The 25,032-nt window shown below is 62.5% G+C and carries 22 protein-coding genes; 19 read left to right on the forward strand and 3 right to left on the reverse strand.

What is annotated here, in order from left to right:
• Positions 1–19: 19 nt before the first annotated feature.
• Positions 20–397, reverse strand: coding sequence for a 30S ribosomal protein S6 (gene rpsF, locus C8D04_RS08300; RefSeq protein WP_116004413.1), 378 nt, complete (start codon positions 395–397; stop codon positions 20–22).
• Positions 398–632: 235 nt separating this feature from the next.
• Here rpsF and grpE point away from each other — a divergent pair, with 235 nt between their 5' ends.
• The 9 genes from grpE to leuB all read left to right on the forward strand — a co-directional run bounded on the left by grpE (position 633) and on the right by leuB (position 10,513).
• On the forward strand, positions 633–1,184 hold the full coding sequence (gene grpE, locus C8D04_RS08305; protein WP_116004414.1) for a nucleotide exchange factor GrpE: 552 nt from the start codon (positions 633–635) through the stop codon (positions 1,182–1,184).
• Positions 1,185–1,269: 85 nt separating this feature from the next.
• Positions 1,270–3,213 (forward strand): molecular chaperone DnaK, encoded by a 1,944-nt coding sequence (gene dnaK, locus C8D04_RS08310; RefSeq protein WP_116004415.1) that lies wholly within the window; start codon positions 1,270–1,272, stop codon positions 3,211–3,213.
• Positions 3,214–3,302: 89 nt separating this feature from the next.
• Positions 3,303–4,445, forward strand: coding sequence for a molecular chaperone DnaJ (gene dnaJ / locus C8D04_RS08315; RefSeq protein ID WP_116004416.1), 1,143 nt, complete (start codon positions 3,303–3,305; stop codon positions 4,443–4,445).
• A gap of 118 nt (positions 4,446–4,563) precedes the next feature.
• The gene (locus C8D04_RS08320; RefSeq protein ID WP_116004417.1) at positions 4,564–5,928 is read left to right on the forward strand and encodes an MBL fold metallo-hydrolase; all 1,365 of its coding nucleotides are present in this window, start codon (positions 4,564–4,566) and stop codon (positions 5,926–5,928) included.
• 253 nt (positions 5,929–6,181) lie between these two features.
• A complete protein-coding gene (locus C8D04_RS08325; RefSeq protein ID WP_116004418.1) occupies positions 6,182–7,114 on the forward strand; it encodes a LysR family transcriptional regulator in 933 nt (310 codons plus the stop codon).
• Positions 7,115–7,147: 33 nt separating this feature from the next.
• Complete coding sequence (gene leuC, locus C8D04_RS08330) at positions 7,148–8,569, forward strand: 3-isopropylmalate dehydratase large subunit (protein ID WP_116004419.1); 1,422 nt, start codon at positions 7,148–7,150, stop codon at positions 8,567–8,569.
• Positions 8,570–8,581: 12 nt separating this feature from the next.
• Complete coding sequence (locus C8D04_RS08335; RefSeq protein ID WP_116004420.1) at positions 8,582–8,707, forward strand: entericidin A/B family lipoprotein; 126 nt, start codon at positions 8,582–8,584, stop codon at positions 8,705–8,707.
• Between the two features lie 15 nt (positions 8,708–8,722).
• On the forward strand, positions 8,723–9,373 hold the full coding sequence (gene leuD, locus C8D04_RS08340) for a 3-isopropylmalate dehydratase small subunit (RefSeq protein ID WP_116004421.1): 651 nt from the start codon (positions 8,723–8,725) through the stop codon (positions 9,371–9,373).
• A 69-nt stretch (positions 9,374–9,442) separates the two neighbouring features.
• Positions 9,443–10,513 (forward strand): 3-isopropylmalate dehydrogenase, encoded by a 1,071-nt coding sequence (leuB, locus tag C8D04_RS08345; protein ID WP_116004422.1) that lies wholly within the window; start codon positions 9,443–9,445, stop codon positions 10,511–10,513.
• A gap of 112 nt (positions 10,514–10,625) precedes the next feature.
• Here leuB and C8D04_RS08350 read toward each other — a convergent pair whose 3' ends face one another.
• On the reverse strand, positions 10,626–11,429 hold the full coding sequence (locus tag C8D04_RS08350) for an MBL fold metallo-hydrolase (RefSeq protein ID WP_116004423.1): 804 nt from the start codon (positions 11,427–11,429) through the stop codon (positions 10,626–10,628).
• Positions 11,430–11,788: 359 nt separating this feature from the next.
• Here C8D04_RS08350 and asd point away from each other — a divergent pair, with 359 nt between their 5' ends.
• From asd to accD, 7 genes are all read left to right on the forward strand, one after another.
• Positions 11,789–12,946 (forward strand): aspartate-semialdehyde dehydrogenase, encoded by a 1,158-nt coding sequence (gene asd / locus C8D04_RS08355; protein WP_116004424.1) that lies wholly within the window; start codon positions 11,789–11,791, stop codon positions 12,944–12,946.
• A 288-nt stretch (positions 12,947–13,234) separates the two neighbouring features.
• The gene (locus tag C8D04_RS08360) at positions 13,235–15,766 is read left to right on the forward strand and encodes a FimV/HubP family polar landmark protein (protein ID WP_116004425.1); all 2,532 of its coding nucleotides are present in this window, start codon (positions 13,235–13,237) and stop codon (positions 15,764–15,766) included.
• 14 nt (positions 15,767–15,780) lie between these two features.
• Positions 15,781–16,599: a tRNA pseudouridine(38-40) synthase TruA gene (gene truA / locus C8D04_RS08365; RefSeq protein WP_116004426.1), complete on the forward strand. Its 819-nt coding sequence runs from the start codon at positions 15,781–15,783 to the stop codon at positions 16,597–16,599.
• On the forward strand, positions 16,596–17,360 hold the full coding sequence (locus tag C8D04_RS08370; RefSeq protein WP_116004427.1) for a phosphoribosylanthranilate isomerase: 765 nt from the start codon (positions 16,596–16,598) through the stop codon (positions 17,358–17,360). Before truA ends, C8D04_RS08370 begins: the two co-directional genes overlap by 4 nt.
• Positions 17,338–18,606: a tryptophan synthase subunit beta gene (gene trpB / locus C8D04_RS08375; RefSeq protein ID WP_116004428.1), complete on the forward strand. Its 1,269-nt coding sequence runs from the start codon at positions 17,338–17,340 to the stop codon at positions 18,604–18,606. The genes C8D04_RS08370 and trpB overlap by 23 nt, the downstream gene beginning before the upstream one ends.
• A complete protein-coding gene (gene trpA, locus C8D04_RS08380; protein WP_116004429.1) occupies positions 18,603–19,424 on the forward strand; it encodes a tryptophan synthase subunit alpha in 822 nt (273 codons plus the stop codon). Before trpB ends, trpA begins: the two co-directional genes overlap by 4 nt.
• Positions 19,425–19,594: 170 nt before the next feature.
• Positions 19,595–20,467, forward strand: coding sequence for an acetyl-CoA carboxylase, carboxyltransferase subunit beta (gene accD / locus C8D04_RS08385; RefSeq protein ID WP_116004430.1), 873 nt, complete (start codon positions 19,595–19,597; stop codon positions 20,465–20,467).
• 76 nt (positions 20,468–20,543) lie between these two features.
• Here accD and C8D04_RS08390 read toward each other — a convergent pair whose 3' ends face one another.
• Positions 20,544–21,092, reverse strand: coding sequence for a YggT family protein (locus C8D04_RS08390; protein ID WP_116004431.1), 549 nt, complete (start codon positions 21,090–21,092; stop codon positions 20,544–20,546).
• A gap of 67 nt (positions 21,093–21,159) precedes the next feature.
• Here C8D04_RS08390 and C8D04_RS08395 point away from each other — a divergent pair, with 67 nt between their 5' ends.
• From C8D04_RS08395 to C8D04_RS08405, 3 genes are read left to right on the forward strand one after another with little or no spacing between them, the layout of a single operon-like run.
• Positions 21,160–21,798 carry an LON peptidase substrate-binding domain-containing protein gene (locus tag C8D04_RS08395; RefSeq protein ID WP_116004432.1) on the forward strand — a complete coding sequence of 213 codons (639 nt, stop codon included), beginning with the start codon at positions 21,160–21,162 and terminating at the stop codon, positions 21,796–21,798.
• A 7-nt stretch (positions 21,799–21,805) separates the two neighbouring features.
• Positions 21,806–23,716, forward strand: coding sequence for a nucleoside-diphosphate sugar epimerase/dehydratase (locus C8D04_RS08400; RefSeq protein WP_233521145.1), 1,911 nt, complete (start codon positions 21,806–21,808; stop codon positions 23,714–23,716).
• A gap of 8 nt (positions 23,717–23,724) precedes the next feature.
• Positions 23,725–25,029, forward strand: coding sequence for a nucleotide sugar dehydrogenase (locus C8D04_RS08405; RefSeq protein ID WP_116004433.1), 1,305 nt, complete (start codon positions 23,725–23,727; stop codon positions 25,027–25,029).
• The last annotated feature ends 3 nt before the right edge of the window (positions 25,030–25,032 follow it).

Raw genomic sequence — 25,032 nt, forward strand, 5'->3', positions numbered from 1 at the left:
TCCCCTTGAAAGCGTGGGCTCAGCGCTCGTTGGCAGCGGCGTATTCGGCCTGGCTGACCTTGCGGGCTTCTTCGCGCTCAACGGTCTTCATCATCGAGGAAGGACCCGTATCGGCCTTCTTCTTCTGAACCGTCAGGTGGCGCAGCACGGCGTCGTTGAACTTGAAGGCATGCTCCAGTTCAGCCATCACGGCCTGGTCGGCTTCGATGTTCACGCACAGGTAGTGGGCCTTGGCCAACTTGTTGATCAGGTACGCCAGTTGACGGCGGCCCCAGTCTTCCACGCGGTGCACCTTGCCACCGCCAGCGGTGATCATGCCCTTGTAGCGCTCGAGCATGGCAGGAACCTGCTCGCTTTGATCCGGGTGGATCAACAGAATGATTTCGTAATGACGCATGCATACTCCTTCTGGATTAGAACCACCCGCTGCGTCTGTAGCAGTGTGGTAAGGCAAAGCCAGGCATTATAGCCCGATGTGCCGCTTCGGTACACTGGCGGCCTCCTGCAGAGCCTTCTGCGGATGGAAAAAGGTGCATGCGGCGCCTTTTTCTGCCCTGCGCCTTGAAATACAGGGCCCTGCCCCTAAATGTGGCAGGCAATCACTGACCCTTCACAGCTTCAGAACCATCGACATGTCCGAAAACAATCCTTCTGCTCCCGATAACGGCACCCTGGCCCCCGAAGAAATGGAAGCCGCAATGGCAGCCCACGCCTCCGACGAGATGAGCCGCCTGCAGAATGAACTGGCCGATCTCAAAGCCAAAAGTGCCGATCTGGCCGACCAGTTCCTGCGCGCCAAGGCCGAGGCGGAGAACGCCCGCCGCCGTGCCGAAGACGAGGTTTCCAAGGCGCGCAAATTCGGCGTCGAGAGTTTTGCAGAGGGCCTGCTGCCCGTCTGCGACAGCCTGGAAGCCGCACTGGCCATCCAGAACGCCACGGCCGAACAACTGCTCGAAGGCTCGGGCGCCACGCTGCGCCAGTTGCTGGCGGCACTGGAGCGCAACAAGGTCCTGCCGATCAGCCCTGCAACAGGCGAAAAATTCGACCCCCACTTTCACCAGGCGATCAGCGTGGTGCCTGCGGCCCAAGAGGCCAACACCGTGGTGAGCGTGCTGCAAAAAGGCTATGCCATTGCCGAACGTATTCTGCGCCCGGCATTGGTCACGGTCGCCGGGCCCCAATAAAAAATGCACCTGCCCGGCTTGAAGCCGGGGAAGTTATCCACAAGTTACGAGTTATCCAAACCTTTAAGACATCGCGGAGAAGAACATGGGAAAAATCATCGGTATCGACCTGGGCACGACCAACAGCTGCGTTTCCATCATGGAAGGCAACACCACGCGCGTGATCGAAAACAGCGAGGGTGCGCGCACCACGCCGTCCATCATTGCCTACCAGGAAGACGGCGAAATCCTGGTCGGTGCCTCGGCCAAGCGCCAGGCCGTGACCAACCCGCGCAACACCATCTACGCTTCCAAGCGCCTGATTGGCCGCAAGTTTGACGAAAAGGAAGTGCAAAAGGACATCGACCTGATGCCTTACACCATCGTCAAGGCAGACAACGGCGACGCCTGGATCGAAGTGCGCGGCCAAAAACTCGCACCGCCACAGATCAGCGCCGAAGTGCTGCGCAAGATGAAAAAGACCGCCGAGGACTACCTGGGCGAACCCATCACCGAAGCCGTCATCACCGTGCCGGCCTACTTCAACGACGCCCAGCGCCAGGCCACCAAGGACGCGGGCCGCATTGCCGGCCTGGATGTCAAGCGCATCATCAACGAGCCGACCGCTGCCGCACTGGCCTTTGGCTTGGACAAGCAAGAAAAGGGCGACCGCAAGATTGCTGTCTATGACCTGGGCGGCGGCACGTTCGATGTGTCCATCATCGAAATTGCTGACGTCGATGGCGAGAAACAGTTTGAGGTGCTGTCCACCAACGGCGACACCTTCCTGGGCGGCGAAGACTTCGACCAGCGCATCATCGACTACATCATCGGCGAGTTCAAGAAAGACCAGGGCGTAGACCTGTCCAAGGACGTGCTGGCCCTGCAGCGCCTGAAGGAAGCCGCTGAAAAGGCCAAGATCGAGCTGTCGAACTCGGCCTCGACCGACATCAATCTGCCCTATGTGACGGCCGATGCCTCGGGTCCCAAGCACCTGAACATCAAGCTCACTCGCGCCAAGTTGGAGAGCCTGGTGGACGAGCTGATTGAACGCACCATCGCCCCTTGCCGCACCGCCATCAAGGATGCAGGCATCAGCGTCTCCGACATCAACGACGTCATCCTGGTCGGCGGCATGACCCGCATGCCCAAGGTGCAGGAGAAGGTCAAGGAATTCTTCGGCAAGGAACCCCGCAAGGACGTGAACCCCGACGAAGCCGTGGCCGTGGGCGCGGCCATCCAGGGCCAGGTGTTGTCGGGCGACCGCAAGGACGTGCTGCTGCTGGACGTAACGCCACTCTCCCTGGGCATTGAAACCCTGGGTGGTGTCATGACCAAGATGATCACCAAGAACACGACCATCCCGACGAAGTTCGCACAGACCTTCTCGACCGCCGACGACAACCAGCCGGCCGTGACCATCAAGGTGTTCCAGGGCGAGCGCGAGATTGCCTCGGGCAACAAGCTGCTGGGCGAGTTCAACCTCGAAGGCATTCCACCCGCATCGCGTGGCACGCCGCAGATCGAAGTGTCGTTCGACATCGACGCCAACGGCATCCTGCACGTCGGCGCCAAGGACAAGGCTACCGGCAAGGAAAACAAGATCACCATCAAGGCCAACTCGGGCATCTCGGAAGAGGAGATCCAGCAGATGGTGAAGGATGCTGAGCTGAACGCCGCCGACGACAAGAAGAAACTCGAACTGGTGCAATCGCGCAACCAGGGCGAGGCCGCCGTTCACAGCGTGACCAAGAGCCTGACCGAGCATGGCGACAAGCTTGATGCTGGCGAGAAAGAAAGCATTGAAGCCGCCGTGAAGGCCCTGGAAGAGGCCCTCAAGGGCGAAGACAAGGCTGCGATCGACGAGAAGACCACGGCCCTGATGGCCGCCAGCCAGAAGCTGGGCGAGAAGATGTACGCTGACGCGCAAGCTGCCCAGGCCGCCACTGGCGGTGCGTCCGACGCAGGCAGCACCGCCTCGGCCGGCCCAGCCGCCGCCGACGACGACAACGTCGTGGACGCAGAGGTCAAGGAAGTCAAGAAGGGCTAAAGAGCAGCGGTTGCTGACCCAAGCCGCCGCGCCAGGCCCCGCCCAGGGTGCCTGCGCGGCGTTCCTGTTCCAACCGGGCACATCTACTCATGTCTAAAAGAGACTTTTACGAAGTCCTCGGCGTTCCCAAGAACGCTTCCGAGGACGAGATCAAGAAGGCCTATCGCAAGCTGGCGATGAAGCACCACCCCGACCGCAACCAGGGTGATGCGGGCAAGGCTGCGGAAGACAAGTTCAAAGAGGCCAAAGAAGCCTACGAGATGCTGTCTGATGCGCAAAAGCGCGCCGCCTACGACCAGTACGGCCATGCCGGGGTCGACCCCAACATGCGCGGCCCGGGCGGGCCGGGAGCCGAGGGTTTTGGCGGTTTTGCCGAAGCCTTTGGCGACATTTTTGGCGACATGTTCGGCCAGAGCGGCGGCCGCGGCCGCGGCGGCGCTGGCCGGGTCTACCGCGGCAGCGACCTGAGCTACGCCATGGAAGTCACGCTCGAAGAAGCCGCCCGTGGCAAGGACGCGCAAATCCGCATCCCCTCATGGGACGCCTGTGAAACCTGCCATGGCAGCGGCGCCAAACCCGGCACCAGCGCCAAGACCTGCGGCACCTGCCAAGGGGCAGGCACGGTGCAAATGCGCCAGGGCTTTTTCAGCGTACAACAAACCTGCCCGCACTGCCGCGGGACAGGCAAGATCATTCCCGAACCCTGCACCACCTGCCAGGGCCAGGGCAAGCTGAAAAAGCAGAAGACGCTGGAGGTGAAGATTCCCGGCGGCATCGACGACGGCATGCGCATCCGCAGCACCGGCAATGGCGAGCCTGGCACCAATGGCGGGCCGCCCGGCGACCTGTACATCGAGATCCGCATCAAGAAGCACGACATCTTCGAGCGCGACGGCGACGACCTGCACTGCCAGGTGCCCGTGAGCTTCATCACGGCGGCATTGGGCGGTGAGATCGAGGTACCCACGCTCGCGGGCAAGGCCGCCATCGACATCCCCGAAGGCACCCAGGCCGGCAAGCAGTTCCGCCTGCGCGGCAAGGGCATCAAGGGCGTGCGCTCCAGCTATCCCGGCGACCTGTACTGCCATATCGCCGTAGAAACCCCGGTCAAGCTCACCGAGCACCAGCGCAAGCTGCTGCGCGAGCTGGAAGATTCGCTGAAAAAAGGCGGCGGACGCCACTCGCCCAGCGGCGAGAGCTGGACGGACAAACTCAAGAGCTTCTTCAGTTGACCGCTGTTTCTGCAAAAGACCGCCTGCGGCCGCCGCGCCCAGGCGGTTTTTTCATGTCCAAAACGAGGCGTTGAAGTACCTCTCCCAAGGTTACCATGGCCTCAGGAGATCCATCACCATGACCGTCAGCATCACCTTCCTCGGGGGCACAGGCACCGTTACCGGCTCCAAATACCTTGTGCGGCACAAAGGGCACTGCATGTTGCTCGACTGCGGCCTGTTCCAGGGCTACAAGCTGCTGCGCCTGCGCAACTGGCAGCCCCTGCCGGTCACGCCCCACCAGATCGATGCTGTGGTGCTGACACACGCGCACCTGGACCACAGCGGCTACCTGCCCCTGTTGGCCAAGGACGGCTACACCAAGCCCATCCATTGCACGCCCGGCACGCGCGACCTGTGCGCCATCCTGCTGCCCGACAGCGGCCATTTGCAGGAAGAAGACGCCGCCTACCTCAACCGCCACCAGCTGTCCAAACATACCCCGGCGCTGCCGCTCTACACCCGCCAGGACGCGCTGCACTGCCTGAAGCAGTTGCGCACGCACGCCTTTCATAAAAGTTTCGAGCCGATTCCGGGCTGGCGCGTCACCTTCAGCCACGCCGGGCACATCCTGGGCGCAGCCAGCGTGCTGCTGGAAGTGGGCGGGCGCCGCATCCTGTTCTCGGGCGACATCGGGCGCCCCGACGACCTGCTGATGAACCCACCCGAGGCGCCGCCCCAGGCCGATACCGTACTGGTCGAATCCACCTACGGCGACCGCCAGCACCCGCACGAAGACATGCTGCAAGAGCTGCGCCCCGCCCTGCAGCGCCTGGTCGCGCGCAGCGGCGTCGCCGTGGTGCCCGTGTTTGCCGTGGGCCGCGCGCAGTCGGTGCTGCACGCCATCCATCGGCTCAAGGTGGAAGGCGCCCTCCCCAAATCGCTGCCGGTGTTTCTGGACAGCCCCATGGCCGTCAGCACCACCGGGCTGTTCGAGCGCTTTCCGGTCGAGCACCGGCTGACCGATAAAGAAGTGCACGCCCTCTCGCACAGCGCCACCATGGTGCAGACCACCGACGAATCCAAGGCCCTGGCGCACCACCATGGGCCCATGGTGATTTTGTCGGCCAGCGGCATGGCCACGGGCGGCCGCGTGCTGCACCACCTGGCGCGGCACGCTGGCGACCGCCGTAACATGGTCATCATCACCGGCCACCAAGCACCCGGCACACGCGGCGCCCGCATTGCCAGCGGTGAAAAGAGCATCCGCATCTACGGCCAGGAAGTGGAGATACACGCCGAGGTGGTGCAACTGACCAGCGCATCCGCCCATGCCGACGCCAACCAGACCCTGGCCTGGCTGCGCAGCATGGAACAAGCGCCCCAGCAGGTCTTTGTGGTGCACGGCGAAATGCAGGCCGCCGACATGCTGCGCCAGCGCATTGCACACGAACTGCGCTGGCACGCCACCGTGCCGGAACACGGCAGCACACTCAACGTATAAGGTGAGGCAAGCGGAGCAGCTATCAATAAGTGAGCTTCTTGCGCTTAATTTACGGATGTCTTGGCTATAAATGTCCTTCAACAAGCCTAGACATGAGCGCAAGCAGCTCTATTTTTGATAGTGCAGCAGCCATCGCTTTGCCACGACACCCCACTCCGCAAGATGATGGACATCGCGTTTGACGATGACTAGATACATAAACATAGGGGAAAATAGCCGAAACTTCTCGAAATGAGAAGCCAAATACACCCCCATGAAAAGCTCCGAGCGCAGTTTTGCGCGCCGTATCGATCTGACATCGCTGCAATTGTTTGTGGCGGTGTGCGAGCTGGGCAGCATTGGCCGGGCGGCCGAGCGCGAGTTTCTGGCCGCCTCGGCCATCAGCAAGCGCCTGTCCGACCTGGAAGCCGCTTTAGACACCGCCCTGCTCTACCGCCACAGCCGGGGCGTCACCCTGACCCCGGCCGGCGAGAGCCTGTTGCACCACGCCCGTACTGTGCTTTTTGGGCTGGAACGCATGCAGGGTGAGCTGAGCGAATACGCCGAAGGCGTGCGCGGCCATGTGCGCGTGCATGCCAACATTTCGGCCATCTTCCAGTTTCTGCCCGAAGACCTGGGCTCCTTTGCACGCACGCACAGCCAGATCAAGATCGACCTGCAGGAACACCTGAGCCCCGATGTGCTGCACGCCGTACAGGAGGGGGCCGCCGACTTGGGCCTGTGCAATACCGGCAGCCATGGCGCCAGCGCCCTGCAAAGCCGCCCCTACCGCACCGACAACCTTGTGCTTGTTGTGCCGCAAGGGCACGCTCTGTCGGCGCAAGACGCTCTCTTTTTTGAAGAAGTACTGGACTGGGACATCATTGGCCTGCATGCGGGCAGCAGCATCAGCCTGGCCATGCGCGCCGCCGCTGCCACGGCCGGCCGGCCGTTGCGCCAGCGCATCCAGGTCACGGGCCTGGATGCCATGTGCCGCATGATCGACAACGGCCTGGGCGTGGGCCTGCTGCCCGACCGCGCCTTTGCGCTGATGCACGGCGTGGGCCGCTTGCAGGCCGTGCCTTTGCGCGACGCCTGGGCCCAGCGCGAGCTGCGCCTGGTGGCCCGCGACTTCGACGCCCTGCCCGTCACCGCCCGCCTGCTGGCCGAACACCTTGCAACGCCAACGCCAGCGGCGCCTCATTAAAATCTGTACCACCCCACCTGAAAGAGAAGCACCATGGGACGCACCCTGTACGACAAGATCTGGGACGAGCACGTCGTCCACACCGAAGAAGACGGCACGTCCATCCTTTATATCGACCGCCACTTGGTGCACGAAGTGACCAGCCCACAGGCCTTTGAGGGCCTGCGCCAGGCCGGTCGCAAGGTCTGGCGCGCCAGCTCCATCGTTGCCACAGCCGACCACAACACACCCACCACGGGCTGGGAAAACGGCTATGACGGCATCACCGACCCGATCAGCAAAGAGCAGATCACCACGCTGAACGACAACATGGCGCAGATCCATCCTGCGGCATTTTTCCCCTTCATGCACCAGCGCCAGGGTATCGTGCACGTCATTGGCCCTGAAAACGGCGCCACCCTGCCGGGCATGACCGTGGTTTGCGGCGACAGCCACACCAGCACCCATGGCGCATTTGGCGCACTGGCCCACGGCATTGGCACGAGCGAAGTCGAGCACGTGATGGCCACGCAAACCCTGCTGGCCAAGAAGGCCAAGAACATGCTGGTGCAGGTCGATGGCAAGCTGGCCCCCGGCATCACGGCCAAGGATGTGGTGCTGGCCATCATCGGCAAGATTGGCACCGCCGGCGGCACGGGCTACACCATTGAGTTTGCGGGCAGCGCCATCCGGTCCTTGAGCATGGAAGGCCGCATGACCGTGTGCAACATGGCGATTGAAGCCGGCGCACGCGCTGGCCTGGTGGCCGTGGACGACAAGACGATTGAATATGTCAAAGGCCGCCCCCTGTCACCCACAGGCGTGGAATGGGAGCAGGCTGTTGATTACTGGAAGACGCTGCACTCCGACGCCGACGCCGTGTTCGACACCGTGGTCAAGCTCGACGCCGCCGACATCCAGCCGCAAGTGACCTGGGGCACTTCGCCCGAGATGGTGCTGGGCATCGACGCCCGTGTGCCCGACCCCGACAAGGAAAAGGACGCCAACAAGCGTGGCGCCATCGAACGCGCCCTGACCTACATGGGCCTGCAGCCCGGCAAGCCGATCAACGACATCACCATCGACAAGGTGTTCATCGGCTCGTGCACCAACAGCCGCATCGAAGACATGCGCGAAGCTGCTGCCGTGGTCAAGAAAATCGGCCGCAAAGTCGCCAGCAACGTCAAGCTGGCCATGGTCGTGCCCGGCTCGGGCCTGGTGAAAGAGCAGGCTGAGCGCGAAGGCCTCGACAAGATTTTTATCGCCGCTGGCTTTGAGTGGCGCGAACCCGGCTGCAGCATGTGCCTGGCCATGAACGCCGACCGGCTCGAACCCGGCGAGCGCTGCGCCTCTACCTCCAACCGCAACTTCGAAGGTCGCCAGGGCGCGGGCGGCCGCACCCATCTGGTCAGCCCCGCCATGGCCGCCGCCGCCGCCGTGCACGGCCACTTCGTTGACATTCGCCAATTCGCCTGAAAGGACTTCGCCATGAAAAAGACCGCCACCCTCATCGTCCTGTCGATCGCCTTCGTGCTGGCCGGCTGCAACACCGTCCAGGGCATGGGCCAGGACATCGGCAAAGCCGGGCACGCCATCGAACGCGCTGCCAAGTAAAACGAAGACCACAACATGCAGAAATTCAACGTGCACAAGGGGCTCGTCGCCCCCATGGACCGCGAGAACGTCGACACCGACGCCATCATCCCCAAGCAGTTTTTGAAGTCGATCAAGAAGACCGGCTTTGGCGTGAACCTGTTTGACGAATGGCGTTACCTGGACCACGGCGAGCCGGGGCAAGACCCGGCCAGCCGCAAACCCAACCCCGACTTCGTGCTGAACCAGCCGCGCTATGCGGGTGCCTCCATCCTGCTGGCGCGCAAGAACTTTGGCTGCGGCTCCAGCCGCGAGCACGCGCCCTGGGCGCTGGACCAATACGGCTTTCGCTGCGTCATCGCGCCCAGTTTTGCCGACATCTTCTTCAACAACTGCTTCAAAAACGGCCTGTTGCCCATTCAGTTGCCCGAGGCCACCGTGGCGCAATTGTTTGACGAAGTGCTGGCCTTCCCCGGCTACCAGCTCACGGTCGACCTGGAGCGCCAGGTCATCGTGCGCCCCCAGGGCGAAGAGATCCCGTTCGAGGTGCAGGCTTTCCGCAAGTACTGCCTGCTCAATGGCTTTGACGACATCGGCCTGACCCTGCGCCAGTCCGACAAGATCAAAGCCTTTGAAGCCCAGCGCCTGGCCACCAAGCCCTGGCTGGCGCATTCGATGGTGTCCTGATATTTAAACAAAATCGGCCTCTAGCGCTTATGGGATAAGCGCTAGCAGCTATCAAAATCAAAGCAACCCATGAAAATCGCAGTTTTGCCCGGTGACGGCATTGGCACCGAAATTGTGGCCGAAGCCGTCAAGGTCCTCGACGTGTTGGGCCTCCCGTTCGAGATGGAATCCGCCCTGGTCGGCGGCGCCGCCTATGACGCCCACGGCCACCCCCTGCCCGAATCGACGCTCCAGCTCGCCAAGGATGCCGACGCGATCCTGTTTGGCGCCGTGGGCGACTGGAAATACGACAAGCTTGACCGCCCCCTGCGCCCCGAGCAAGCCATTCTGGGCCTGCGCAAACACCTGGGCCTGTTCGCCAACTTCCGCCCCGCCATTTGTTATGAGCAGCTGGTCAACGCCTCCAGCCTCAAGCCCGAGCTGATCTCCGGCCTGGACATCCTCATCATCCGCGAGCTGACGGGTGACATCTACTTTGGCCAGCCGCGTGGTCGCCGCGTGGCCACCGATGGCCACTTCCCCGGTGCCGAAGAAGCGTTTGACACCATGCGTTACAGCCGCCCCGAGATCGAGCGCATCGCCCACGTCGCCTTCCAGGCCGCCCGCAAGCGGAGCAAAAAGGTCACCAGCGTCGACAAGGCCAACGTGCTGGAAACCTTCCAGTTCTGGAAAGATGTTGTCACCGACGTGCACAAGGAATACCCCGACGTCGAGCTGCAGCACATGTACGTGGACAACGCCGCCATGCAGCTGGTCAAGGCCCCCAAGGCGTTTGACGTGGTGGTGACCGGCAACATGTTCGGCGACATCCTCAGCGACGAAGCCTCGATGCTCACCGGCTCCATCGGCATGCTGCCTTCGGCCAGCCTGAACAGCAAAAACCAGGGCCTGTACGAACCCAGCCACGGCAGCGCCCCCGACATCGCGGGCAAAGGCGTGGCCAACCCGCTGGCCACCATCTTGAGCGCCGCCATGATGCTGCGCTTCAGCCTGAACCAGGAAGAAGCCGCCCAGCGCATCGAGGCGGCCGTGCAAAAGGTACTGGCACAGGGGCTGCGCACGCCGGATATTTACAGCGCGGGCACCACCAAGGTGGGGACTGCGGAGATGGGCGATGCCGTGGTGCGAGCGCTCGCTTAAAAGAAAAGCAGCAGGGCCACAACGCTCAAAAGGGCAACCTCGGGTTGCCCTTTTTCATTGCCCAAAGCATCGGTAGCGCACGACACACTGCGGCCCGAGGCGCGCCTGCTAACTAACGCACGATGGGATCGATTTTTGCCGTGGGCAACTGGTACGCCCGGTCATCAAACAGATCGACGCCACACATCAGGTTTTCGATCCAGTCGAAAAACTGGCTGATAGCCTTCGGGCCCTGGATGGGCGCCCCATGCTGCGGCACCAGCATGGAAATATCGAGCTGGCGCACCATGCGCACCCAGAGACGCAGGATTTTGTTGGACACCATGTAACGGCGATGGAAACCCTCCATGCGCGGAATGTGCGGCGTCAAATCCGTCACCGGAACCCGCGCCTCTGCGCCCGAGGTCATCGAAACACCCAGGTCGCCCGTGAACAAGATACGGCTGACCGGATCGTAGAAATGGAAATTGCCTTCAGAGTGCATGAAGTGCGCCGGCAGCAACACGAGGCTATGTCGGCCCAAAGGAAGGTGACCGCCGCCATCGGGCACGCCAATCACCCGGCCCTCGGTTTTGCCAACCTTGGTGAAATGGGGCACGAAGCGCTCCCACACGCGCGAGATGACCAGCGTGGCCCTGGTGCTGGTCAACCAACGGTCGAGCGACGCGATGATGTCCGGATCGGCATGCGAAGCGAGCAGGTACGAGAGCTTTTGCGGCGGGAAATGCTTTGACATGCCGATGAACAACTCGTTGTAAGCCAGGTTGCCGCCCGGGTCGATGATGGCGCCGGTATCGCCATCCACAATCAAAAATTGGTTCGCTTGTACTGCTTGGCCGTCTTCTTCGACAAGGTCGGAAAACATCAAGCAAGCGTGGTCTTTATCACGGTAGAGTTCTAGAGGTCCAAGAGCCATTTGGGGATTCGCACTGAAAACAATAATGTAATGTTTCTAGTAGGGTCTTTCTTGATTCCAGTCAAGATTCATTGGATTGGCCCGTCTTCGCGTTGCCCGTCGCCGCGTTTTGCGAACGCTGGCCCTGGAAGACGGAAGATTCCTTCCAGTACAATCGCAACCCATGCTCGCCGCCCACCCGTTCGCCCCGAACCTCGCACCCTCCGCCTTGGCCGGTGCGGCTGCGCGCGCAAGCACCACCAAAACCACGACCATTAAGGGCTGATCCAGCTCCGGTTCGTCGTGCGCCCTCCCTGGCCAGACGAGCCGGGGGTAAACAGTCTGGTCTGGCACTGTTTTTACTTTGAAAGGGCGTTGAAATGAGTAAGTTGGTAGGGTTGGTTGGCTGGCGCGGCATGGTTGGCTCGGTCTTGATGGACCGCATGGCGCAAGAGAAGGACTTCGATCTGATCGAACCTTTGTTCTTCTCCACCTCAAACGCCGGCGGCAAGGCGCCCGCCCAGGCAAAGAACGAAACCACGCTGCAGGATGCGTTCAACATCGACGCATTGAAGCGCTGCGACATCATCATCACCGCACAGGGCGGCGACTACACCACCGAAGTGTTCCCCAAGCTGCGCGCTGCGGGCTGGAACGGGCACTGGATCGACGCCGCCTCGACCTTGCGCATGAACGGCGACGCCGTCATCGTGCTCGACCCGGTCAACATGCCCGTCATCAAGGACGCGCTGGCCAAGGGTGGCAAGAACTGGGTGGGCGGCAACTGCACCGTGAGCTGCATGCTGATGGGCGTGGGCGCACTGTACAAGGCAGGCCTGGTGGAGTGGATGAGCACGCAAACCTACCAGGCCGCCAGCGGCGGCGGCGCGCAGCACATGCGCGAGTTGCTCACGCAATACGGCACGCTGAACGCCGAGGTAAAGGCACTGCTGGACGACCCCAAGAGCGCCATCCTGGAGATCGACCGCAAGGTCATCGCCAAGCAACGTGCCCTGACTGGGCTTGAGACCGCCAACTTTGGCGTGCCCCTGGGCGGCAGCCTGATTCCTTGGATCGACAAGGACCTGGGCCTCGGCCACGCACAAGACGAGCCGGGCTGGGGCATGTCCAAGGAAGAATGGAAAGGCATGGCCGAAACCAACAAGATTCTGGGCATGGGTGAGGGGTTTGACTCGGCCGCCATTCCGGTCGATGGTTTCTGCGTACGCGTGGGGGCCATGCGCTGCCACAGCCAGGCGTTGACCTTCAAACTCAAGAAGAACGTGCCGTCGGCTGACATCGAGGCCATGATTGCGGCCGACAATGAATGGGTGAAAGTGGTGCCCAACACCCGCGAAGCGACGATTCGCGACCTCACGCCCGTGGCCGTGACGGGCACCATGCAGATTCCCGTGGGCCGCATCCGCAAGCTGGCCATGGGGCCTGAATATGTGGGCGCCTTCACTGTGGGCGACCAGTTGCTCTGGGGCGCCGCCGAGCCGCTGCGCCGCATGCTGCGTATCTTGCTGGGCGCCTGATCGCCACCGGCCGCAGCACCCCACCAGTGCTGCGCCCCTCGTCGTGCGCGCAAATTCACGCAAAAACAACTTGTTACGCTCGTTGTCATCGGGCAACACCCATCCCCCCGGGAAAGGCCGTTCCGGGGCCAGGCCAGAGCTTCGCCACTACGTTAGCTTGTCAGTGCAAAACATTGCTGCTATGGTGCTTTTACACATTCTTTAACGCTGGAGCGCAGCGGGCATCCGACCATGAAAAACAGCAATCCGCTCCACCGAGCCTCAAAACCAAAACAGTTGATTGCAACCATGCATCGTTGGAAATTTTCTGCACTGGCGGCTGCGGCCGTGGCAACCGTTGGCTTGCACACGCCAGACGCTTGGGCCTTGTCCCTGGGCCCCATCACGGTGCAATCCGCATTGGGCGAGCCCCTGCGCGCCGAGATCAATCTGCCGCAAGTCACCGCCGCCGAGGCCGACTCGCTGCGGGTAGCCCCCGCCAGCCCGGAAGTCTTCCGCGCCCAGGGCATGGAATATTCTCCGGCCATTCCCAAGGTGCAGATCAAGTTCCTGCGTCGCCCTGATGGTCGCGCAGTGCTGCACGTCACCAGCGACCGTGCCATCACCGACCCCTTCGTGGATCTGGTGGTCGAGGCCAACTGGAGCACCGGCCGCATTACGCGCAGCTACACCATGCTGTTTGATCCGCCTGCCTTGCGCCGTGCGCCTGCAGCACCCACAGCGCAGGCCCAGGTGTCTGCACCCGAAAAACCCAGCCCTGCCGCCGCAACCCGCACCCCTGCAATTGCACGCCCTGCTCCTGCAGCCGCAGCACCCGCGTCAGGCGACAGCGTTACCGTCAAGGCCGGCGATACGGCGGGACGCATTGCCAGTGCCCATCGCCCGGCGGATGTCTCGCTGGATCAGATGCTCGTCGCACTCGTGCGCGCCAATCCCGACGCCTTTATCCAGGGCAACGTGAACCGCCTCAAGGCCGGTGCCGTGCTGCAATTACCCGGCACCGCCGAGGCCAGCGCCACGCCTAACGGCGAAGCGCGCAAAATCTTGGCGGCGCAAAGCCGCGACTTCAATGAGTTCCGCCGCAAGCTGGCAGGTGCCGCACCGACGGCCGAGGTAGCCGCATCCAGCCGCGCCGCCACCGGCAAGGTGCAAACCCAGGTGGACGACCAGCGTGCCAGCAGCACAGCTCCCGACAAGCTCACGCTGTCCAAGGGCGCCGTACAAGGCAAGAAATCCACTGAGGAACAGCTCGCCCAGCGCAAGCAGGCCAACGAGGCCTCTGCCCGCGCAGAAGAGTTGTCCAAAAACATCAGCGAACTGAACAAGCTCAGCGCTGCATCGGCCGCTCCAGGCGCCGCCGCCAGCCCTGCCGCAGTGGCCGCCAGCGAGCCAGCGACTCCCGGCATTGCCGTCCCTGGCGTGGCAGCACCGGAAGCACCCGCATCTGCCGCCGAAGTCGCATTGCCCGAGGCTTCGGCCCCTGAAGCCACTCCAGCCACCGCAGAACCCGCAGCCTCGGCGGCCAGCGAAGCCGCCGAGGCTGCGTCGGCCCCAGCGACGCCCGTGGTGGTGCCTGCACCCATGCCGCAGCCTGCGCCTGCAGAAGAACCTGGCTTCATCTCCGGCCTGATGGATGACCCCATGATTCCGCTGGCCGGTGGCGGCCTGCTCGCCCTGCTGCTGGGCTACGGTGCCTGGCGTGTGGTGCAGCGCCGCCGCAATGGCGCGGGCATGGACAGCTCTTTCCTGGAAAGCCGCCTGCAGCCTGATTCCTTCTTCGGCGCCAGCGGCGGCCAGCGCGTGGACACTGCCGGTAACGACTCGACCACCGGCGGCTCTTCCATGGCTTACTCGCCCAGCCAGCTCGATGCGGGTGGCGATGTGGACCCGGTCGCTGAAGCCGACGTGTACCTCGCCTATGGCCGTGACCTGCAGGCCGAAGAAATTCTCAAAGAGGCTGTGCGCCACAACCCGGCCCGCGTATCGGTACATGCCAAGCTGGGCGAAATCTATGCCAAGCGCCAAGACCGCAAGGCGCTAGAAGCCGTCGCCACAGAAATCCACAGCCTGACCCAGGGCGAAGGCCCGGATTGGAACCGCATTGCTGAACTGGGCCGCAACCTCGATCCCGACAACACCCTGTACCAGCCAGGTGGCCGCCCCACCAGTGCGCCAGCCGTGTCGCTGAGCGCCCCGGACAGTATGCTGCCGCCCGATATGGACTTGGATCTCGATCTGGACCTCGATCTGCCCGACGATGCACTGACCGACGCACCGGCAGCATCTGCAGGCAGCTTTGCAGCCGCTGCTGCCAGCGCCCAGGCAGCAGCAGTTCCCGCTGCCATGGCAGCAATGGAGCCAGATCCCATGGACAGCCTGCTGTCCACGCAACCCGCCTGGACCCCACCTACCGCACCATCGGCAGCACCTGCGGTCGCCCCGCCTTCTGTGCTGGACATGCCCATGGTGGACATGCCTACACTGGACACCCGGCCTGACTCACTGGAAAGCAAACCCGGCGAGCTGCCTTACACGCCATCCGAGTCGGGCCTGATGGAGTTTGACCTCGGCAGCATCTCGCTGGATCTGAACACTCCTGCGGCCACCGCCTCGGTAGCCGGTTCAACCCAGCGCGATGAAGAGGCAACCGCCGCTGCAGGCCTGAACGATGACCCTCTGGCTACCAAGCTGGCACTGGCGCAAGAGTTCAACACCATTGGCGACAGCGATGGTGCCCGCACGCTGATTGAGGAAGTCATTGCCGAATCGACCGGCACCCTCAAAGCCCGTGCGCAGAAGATGCTCTCTGAACTGAGCTGAGCCACGCCCTGCGCATGAGAATCGCGCTGGGCGTCAGCTACAACGGCCACGGCTATTTCGGCTGGCAAAGCCAGCTCTCGGGAAACACGGTCCAGGACCGGCTTGAAGCCGCCCTGGGCCGTTTTGCTACGGTACCTGTCAGCACCTTGTGCGCGGGCCGCACCGACTCGGGCGTTCATGGCCTCATGCAGGTAGTGCACTTCAATGCCCCAGTAGATCGCACGCCCGCGTCCTGGGTGCGCGGTACCAACGCTTTTCTCCCCTCCGACATCGCCGTGCAATGGGCGCGGTGCGTGCCCGACGCCTTCCACGCCCGTGCCAGCGCCACAGCGCGGCGCTATGCCTATGTACTGCTCCAGTCCCCGGTGCGCCCCAGCGTCGAAACCGGGCGTGTGGGCTGGGTGTTCCGCCCGCTCGATGGCGAGGCCATGCGTGCCGCGGCCGCGTACCTGCTGGGTGAGCATGACTTCACCTCGTTCCGCGCCTCGGCCTGCCAAGCACTGTCACCCATCAAAACGCTGCGGCGCATCGACATTACCCGCACGGGCCCCGCCCACCCGGAGCCGGGAGAGGACTGGAGCCCCTGCTACTGGCGCTTTGAATTCGAAGCCAATGCCTTCCTGCACCACATGATCCGCAACATCATGGGTTGCTTGGTCGCCGTGGGTCAGGGTGCGCAACCTCCGCAATGGGTTGCACAAGTGCTGGCTGCGCGTTCACGCAAGGTGGCAGCACCCACGTTCTCTCCGGACGGTCTGTATTTTCTGGGACCGGTTTACGACGAGCACTGGGGACTGCCCACACGCACGGCTGCGTATGATGCGCTCCCATGAGCAGTCCGCAGCCCACCACCACGCCATCACCCCTTTCCCAGCACCGCACCCGCATCAAGGTGTGCGGCCTGACGCGCGAGCAGGATGTGGACGCCGCCGTGGCCGCAGGGGTCGATGCGGTGGGTTTTGTCCTCTACCCCCCCAGTCCGCGTGCGGTGACACCCCAGCGTGCGGCACAACTGGCATCGCGGTTGCCGCCCTTTGTGACACCCGTGCTTTTGTTCGTCAACGAAACAACTATTAATGTCATAGCTGCAAGCGCTTGCGTTACGGGCGCTGTACTGCAATTTCATGGTGATGAATCAGCCCAGGACTGCTGGGAAGCCAGCGGCCAAGGCACCCGCCCTTATCTGCGGGCTGCGCGTATTCCCCTGGGGAACAATGCTCTGGACTTCGACCTCGTAGAATATGCCCATATTCACTCCCGCGCCCAGGCCATCCTGCTCGACGCCCACGTCGAAGGCTATGGCGGTGGCGGCAAGGCATTCCATTGGTCACTTCTTCCTCCAAGCGTCGCCTCTCACCTCGTTTTAAGTGGTGGACTCACGCCTGCAAACGTGACCGATGGCATCTTGCAGGTGCGCCCGCGAGGCTTTTCGCTGGCGGTTGATGTCAGCTCCGGCGTGGAGCTTGAGGGCCCTGACGGCAACCCCGTGAAAGGCATCAAGGACGCCGGCAAGATCCAGCGCTTCGTGGCCGCCGTGCGTACGGCCGACGAGCAATTTGCAAAGAATGTCCATGTACCAGTACGACCAACCTGATTCCTCGGGCCATTTCGGCCCCTATGGCGGCAGCTTCGCCAGCGAGACGCTGACCTTCGCGCTGCGCGAACTGCAAAGCGCTTACGCCCGCTACCAAGGCGACCCGGAATTCATCGCCGAGTTCAACTACGAACTGGCGCACTTCGTCGGCCGTCCTTCGCCCGTGTACCACGCCGCACGTACCAGCCGCGAGATGGGCGGTGCTCAGATCTACCTCAAACGCGAAGACCTCAACCACACCGGCGCGCACAAGATCAACAACGTGATCGGCCAGGCCATGCTGGCGCGCCGCATGGGCAAGAAGCGCATCATCGCCGAGACTGGCGCGGGCCAGCACGGCGTGGCCACGGCCACCATCTGCGCGCGCTACGGCCTGGAATGCGTGGTGTACATGGGCAGCGAGGACGTCAAGCGCCAAAGCCCCAACGTGTTCCGCATGAAACTGCTGGGCGCCACCGTGGTGCCGGTCGACTCAGGCAGCAAGACCCTGAAAGACGCTCTCAACGAAGCCATGCGCGACTGGGTGGCCAACGTGGACGACACTTTCTACATCATCGGCACTGTAGCAGGACCCCACCCCTACCCGATGATGGTGCGCGACTTCCAGAGCGTCATCGGCGAGGAGTGCCTGACACAAATGCCCCCCATGCTCGCAGACCAGAAAATCGCCTCAGCGCAACCCGACGCCGTGGTGGCCTGCGTAGGCGGTGGCAGCAATGCCATGGGCATCTTCCACCCCTACATTCCGTTCGAGAAGACGCGCCTGATTGGCGTCGAAGCCGCAGGCGAAGGCCTGGACAGCGGCAAACATTCGGCCAGCCTGCAGCGCGGCTCCAGCGGCGTGCTACACGGTAACCGCACCTTCATCCTGCAGGACGAAAACGGCCAAATCACCGAAACGCACAGTATCAGCGCAGGCCTGGACTACCCCGGCGTTGGACCCGAACACGCTTGGTTGCAGGAAATTGGCCGCGCACAGTATGTGGGTATCACCGACAAGGAGGCGCTCGACGCCTTCCACTACCTGTGCCGCACCGAGGGCATCATTCCCGCCCTCGAATCCAGCCACGCCGTCGCCTACGCCATGAAACTGGCCAAGGAAATGCGTCCCGACCAGTCCATCCTGGTCAACCTCTCGGGCCGGGGCGACAAGGACATTGGCACCGTGGCCGACCTGTCGGGCGAAGATTTCTACGACCGCCCCTCGATGCGCGGTCATGCCGTAAAGGGAGGGCCCGCAGCATGAGCGACACCCCCCACCGCATCGCCACCACCTTCGCCGCCCTGCAAGCCAAGGGCCGCAAGGCGTTGATTCCCTACGTCACGGCAGGCTTTCCGTTTGCCGACATCACACCTGCGCTGATGCACGGCATGGTCGAGGCCGGTGCCGACATCATTGAACTCGGCGTCCCCTTCTCCGACCCCATGGCCGATGGCCCAGTGATTCAGAAGGCGGGCGAAAAGGCTTTGGCTCTGGGCGTAGGCCTGCGCCAGGTGCTGGGCCATGTGCGAGAGTTCCGCAACCGCAACAAGAGCACCCCGGTGGTGCTGATGGGCTACGCGAACCCCGTCGAGCGCTATGACCAGATCCATGGCGCGGACGCCTTTGTGCGCGATGCGGCGGCCGCTGGCGTGGATGGCCTGCTCATCGTCGATTACCCCCCCGAGGAATGCGCAGACTTTGCCGCCAAACTGCGCGCGCACGGCATGGACCTGATCTTCCTGCTTGCCCCAACTTCGACTGCGCAGCGCATGCAGGAAGTGGCCCGCGTCGCCAGCGGCTATGTGTACTACGTCTCGCTCAAGGGCGTGACAGGTTCGGGTGCGCTCGACACCGCTGCCGTCGAAGCCATGCTGCCACTCATCCGCCAGCATGTGCACATCCCCGTGGGCGTGGGTTTTGGTATCCGCGATGCCGCCACGGCCCAGGCCATCGGCAAGGTGGCCGATGCCGTCGTCATTGGCAGCCGGATCATCCAGCTGCTGGACGACCAGCCCCATGAGCGAGTTGTACCGCTGGCAATGGACTTTTTGCGCGGAGTGCGCAAGGCGCTCGACGCATAATGGAGGGCAACCCCCTGAGCGGCTTCGCCGCTTCCCCCTTCTCTCGCGCTTCGCGCGGGAAGGGGGACGCTCCCAGCGCTGCGGGGCGGCCCTTGCGCGGGAGCCCTGATCTGGGCCGCGCCATTATCAAGGCCGCACCGTAACTGGCCCACTCATACAGAGGAATACAGATGTCCTGGCTTGAAAAACTCCTGCCCTCCAAGATCCAGCAAACCGACCCCACGGTGCGCCGCCAGATGCCCGAGGGCCTGTGGGTCAAATGCCCCAGCTGCGAAACCGTGCTCTACAAGGCCGACCTGGAGCAAAACCAGTGCGTCTGCCCCAATTGCAGCCACCACCACCGCATTGGCGCACGCGCCCGGCTCGACACCTTCCTCGACCCGGAAGGTCGCTACGAGATCGGCCAGGAAGTCATCCCTGTCGACGCCCTCAAGTTCAAGGACAGCCGCAAGTACCCCGAGCGCCTGAAAGAGGCCCTGGAAAACACCGGCGAGACGGACGCGCTCATCGTCATGGGCGGCGCCGTCAAGAGCATCAACGTGGTGGCCGCCTGCTTCGAGTTCGACTTCATGGGCGGCTCCATGGGCAGTGTGGTTGGCGAGCGCTTTGTGCGCGGCGTCGAGACCGCCATCGAGCAGAAGGTGCCCTTCATCTGCTTCACCGCCACGGGCGGCGCGCGCATGCAGGAAGGCCTGCTCTCACTGATGCAGATGGCCAAAACCAATGCGGCCCTCACGCGCCTGGCCAAGAAGGGCCTGCCCTACATCAGCGTGCTGACAGACCCCACCATGGGCGGCGTGAGCGCTGGCTTTGCCTTTCTGGGCGACATCGTGATCGCCGAGCCCAAGGCGCTGATTGGCTTTGCCGGCCCGCGCGTGATCGAATCGACCGTGCGCGTGACCCTGCCCGAGGGCTTCCAGCGCGCCGAGTTCCTGATGCAAAAAGGTGCCGTGGACCTGATCTGCGATCGCCGAGAACTGCGCACCACGGTGGCCAACAGCCTGGCCATGCTGCAGCGCCTGCCGGCCGATGCCGTGGCATAAGCACAAGGATGCGCTATCTTATGAATAGCTGCTTGCGCTTTATCCATGAGCGTTAGCAGCTATTTTTATGCTATTTTCAGCGCAGCACGCTGGCCTGCAGGTTTCCGAGCACCATCATTGCCACCTGCAGCAACACCAGCAACACCAGGGGCGACAGGTCGATCCCGCCGACCAGCGGAATGATGCGCCGCAGGGGCCGCAGAAGCGGCTCGCACAAACGGGCAATCACCTCTGAAGCAGGCGACCGCGTTTGCACCCAGGACAACACGGCATAAACAATCATCAGACCGATCAGCCCCGTGATGGCCACCCGCACCACGCCAAACAACGCCAGCCAGGGCAGCCACTGCAACCCGGCTCCTGCGCCCAGCAACACCCACAGCACGCCGTACTGCGCCAGTTCCACCAGCAGCGCGGCCAGCAGGCTGGCCCAGTCCCAGCGCCCGGCCGGAGGCAGCACGCGGCGCAGCGGCAACACCATCCAGTCGCTGAAAGCAAAAACCAGCCGCCCGACGGGGTTGCCAAAAGGCACGCGCTGCCACTGCATGTAAATGCGCAGCAGACAGGCTCCACACAGCAGCCCAGCCACGACATCCAGCAAAAAAGAAACAATCTGGTAGAGCATTGAACGGATACATCCTTGGTCGCACTGTGGCATGGGATGATAGCCTTACCGACTCCCGCACTCTTCCATGTCGCAGCCCCTCACTCTGACCAGCCTGCCACTGTTTCCGCTTGCCTCCCTGCTGTTCCCGGGGGGCGTGCTGGCCTTGCGCGTTTTTGAAGTGCGTTACCTCGACATGGTGCGCAAATGCCACCACGCTGGCGCACCCTTTGGCGTTGTCAGCCTGCGCAGTGGGCAGGAAGTGCGCCGCGCGGGGGCCCCAGTAGAGCAACTGCACGATGTGGGCACCCTGGCCACCATCGACCAATTGCACAGCCCGCAACCCGGGCTGATCCAGCTGCAATGCCGGGGCGGCCAGCGTTTTCGCATCATCCACAGCCATCTGCTACCCCATGGTCTTTGGGTGGCCGATGTGGAAATGCTGCCTGCAGACCGGCCAATCTCCGTGCCCGAACACCTTGCCGCAACCGCGCGCGCGCTGGAACAGGTGCTGGCCTCGCTGCGCGAACGTGACCCGGCGAGCCCGGCCGCCATCATGCCGACGCCAGCGCAGTTAAACGACTGCGGATGGGTCGCCAACCGCTGGTGTGAATTGCTGCCCGTTCCGCTGGAACTAAAACAGCAGTTGATGCAACTCGACAACCCGTTCGTACGGCTTGAACTGGTGGGCGACGTGCTGGAACGTACCGGCATTGCCCCGCTGTGACACACCGATGCCGCTGCAACGTACCCTGCTGAACCACATTCTGGAATGGCCGCGCGCCGCCAAACGTCTGTTCGTCGTGGCGATGGACGCCGTCATGGGCCTGCTGGCCATGTGGCTGGCCTTCTCCCTGCGCCTCGAAACCCTGCACCAGCCCGAAGGAATGCAGTGGCTGGTGTACGCCCTGGGCCCGATGTTGGCTTTTCCGATCTTCGTCAACCTGGGGCTGTACCGCGCCATTTTTCGCTATACCGGCATCCACGCCCTCATCACCACCGGAAGGGCCGTGGCGCTGTATGGCGTGCTGCTGATGAGCATCCTTTTGATCGCCCAGTGGGAGGGGGTTCCCCGCAGCGTGGGAGCCCTTCAGCCGCTGATGTTCCTGCTACTGGTGGGCGCCAGCCGTGCACTGGGCTGGCTGTGGCTGGCCGGGCGCCCTGGCACAGCTTCGCAGCGGTTGCTGATCTACGGTGCGGGCAGTGCAGGCGCACAAACGGCGGCGGGCCTGGGCGGCATGCACCAGTATCTGCTGCAAGGATTTGTGGATGACGACACTACCAAAATAGGCAGCAGCATCAACGGTGTACGCGTCTACGCCCCGCAGTCCTTGCCTGAAGTCGTACAGCAATTGGGGGTGACGGATGTGCTGTTGGCCATTCCTAGTTCAAGCCGCCAGCGCAGGCGCGAGATCATCGAAAATCTGCATGACCTGCCCGTGCGCATCCGCACCCTGCCTGGCCTGTCCGATCTGGCCAGCGGGCGTGTCACGGTGGCTGACTTCCAGGACCTGGACATCGAGGACCTGGTGGGCCGGGAGCCCGTGGCTCCAATGCCGGGCTTGCTCGGTCGCAACCTTGCGGGACAGGTTGTCATGGTGACCGGCGCAGGCGGGAGCATTGGCAGCGAGCTGTGCCGCCAGATCGTGCAAGAAGGGCCTGCCCGGCTGCTGCTGGTCGATCACAGTGAATTTGCGCTCTATCGCATCCACCACGAGCTGCAAGCGCTGTGCGAACAAGGTGCCCACAGCTGCACACTGTTCCCCCTGCTGGCCAGCGTGGGCGACGCGCACCGCATGGCCGACATCTGCCGGGCCTACCGCCCGGGCTCGATCTACCATGCGGCCGCCTACAAGCATGTCCCCATGGTCGAGGCCAACGCGGGCGAGGGCATTTTGAACAACGTGTTCGGCACGCTGAACATGGTGCACATGGCCCTGGAACATGGAGCGCAGCATTTTGTTCTGGTATCCACAGACAAGGCGGTAAGGCCCACCAACATCATGGGTGCCAGCAAGCGTGTGGCCGAAATGATCCTGCAGGCCATCGCGGCATCCAGCCACGCCCCCTTTGACGCCACCGCCGCGGCGCCATGGCACTGCACGACCCGTTTTTCCATGGTGCGTTTCGGCAACGTGCTGGGATCGAGCGGTAGCGTAATCCCCCTGTTCCGCCGCCAGATCGCCGCAGGCGGCCCGGTCACGGTCACGCACCCCGACGTCACACGCTACTTCATGACAATCCCCGAAGCCGCACAATTGGTACTGCAGGCCGGCACCATGGCCGAGGGTGGTGATCTGTTCCTGCTCGACATGGGCGAGCCCATCCGCATCGTCGATCTGGCCCGGCGCATGGTGGCGCTGTCGGGTCTGACGGTGCGCGACGCGCAACACCCCGGCGGCGACATCGCCATCGAATTCACCGGCCTGCGCCCCGGTGAAAAACTGTATGAAGAATTGCTGATCAGCGACCACCCCATACCCACGGCGCACCCGCGCATTCTGCGGGCGCGTGAGGAATACCGTTCGTGGCCCGATTTACACGTGCTGCTGCAATCCTTGCACGATGCCGCGCGCAGCGGCGATGACATAGCCATGAAGCATTTGCTCACTCAACTTGTGCCCGGCTATCAACCAAAAACCTAGACCAGTCCATGCTGTTCCAGCCCACTACACCTCTAAAAATTGGCATTATCGGTCTTGGTTACGTAGGCCTTCCGTTGGCTGTGGAGTTTGGAAAACAACTCCCTGTCATTGGTTATGACATCCTGCCGCAACGCATTGACGAACTTCAGTCAGGGCACGATCGCACGCATGAAACATCTGCAGAGCAGTTGCGATCAGCTACGTTTTTACGATACAGCAGCAATCCAACGGATTTGCAGGATTGCACCGTATTCATCATCACGGTACCTACTCCCGTGGATTCAGCCAACCGCCCGGACTTGTCACTGCTCATCTTGGCCAGCCAGACAGTTGGACACGCCATGAGTAAAAAAGCCTTGGTAATTTATGAATCTACCGTCTACCCAGGCGTAACCGAAGAAATCTGCGTTCCAGTGTTGGAAAAATCTTCAGGGCTGCATTTCAACCATGACTTCTTTTGTGGTTACAGCCCGGAACGCGTCAACCCTGGCGACAAGGTCAACACACTCACGCGTATTCGAAAAATCACCAGCGGCAGCACACCGGAAGCCGCTGAAGCAGTTGACAAGCTTTACAGCCGCATCATCACAGCAGGCACTTACAAGGCACCCAGCATCAAGGTGGCAGAGGCCGCAAAAGTTATTGAGAACACACAGCGCGACCTGAATATCGCGCTAATGAATGAGCTTTCAGTATTGTTCGATCGCCTGAACATCGACACGCTGGATGTACTGGAAGCTGCTGGCAGCAAATGGAACTTCGTCCCCTTCCGTCCCGGTTTGGTCGGTGGACACTGCATCGGCGTGGACCCTTACTACCTAACCTACAAGGCCGAGCAAGTTGGGTACCACCCTCAAATCATTTTGGCAGGTCGTCGTATCAATGACAACATGGCTGGCTACGCAGCACGCAACACAGTCAAAATGATGTTACGCACAGGCATGGATGCGCCGCGCTGTAAAGTTGGCGTTTTGGGCATCACATTCAAAGAAAACTGCCCCGATATCCGAAACAGTAAAGTGGTCGATCTGGTGCGCGAACTACAGGCGTGGGGCATGGATGTGGTTGTTACCGACCCCATTGCCAATGCAGAAGAGGTGGAGCACGAATATGGCCTGACGCTTGGCACAGTGGATGAATTCCATCTCGTGGACGCCCTGGTAGTAGCGGTCGGACACTATAGCTATCGGGCCTTGAGCGCCACGCAACTGCGCTCTTACTGTCGCCATGCCAGCCCTGTGTTAACAGACATCAAGTCACTGTATGACCGCGACGAACTGACCAAAGCAGGCTTCACCGTTTACAGACTCTGAGTC

The organism is Simplicispira sp. 125 (genome assembly GCF_003096555.1).
Lineage (GTDB): Bacteria > Pseudomonadota > Gammaproteobacteria > Burkholderiales > Burkholderiaceae_C > Simplicispira.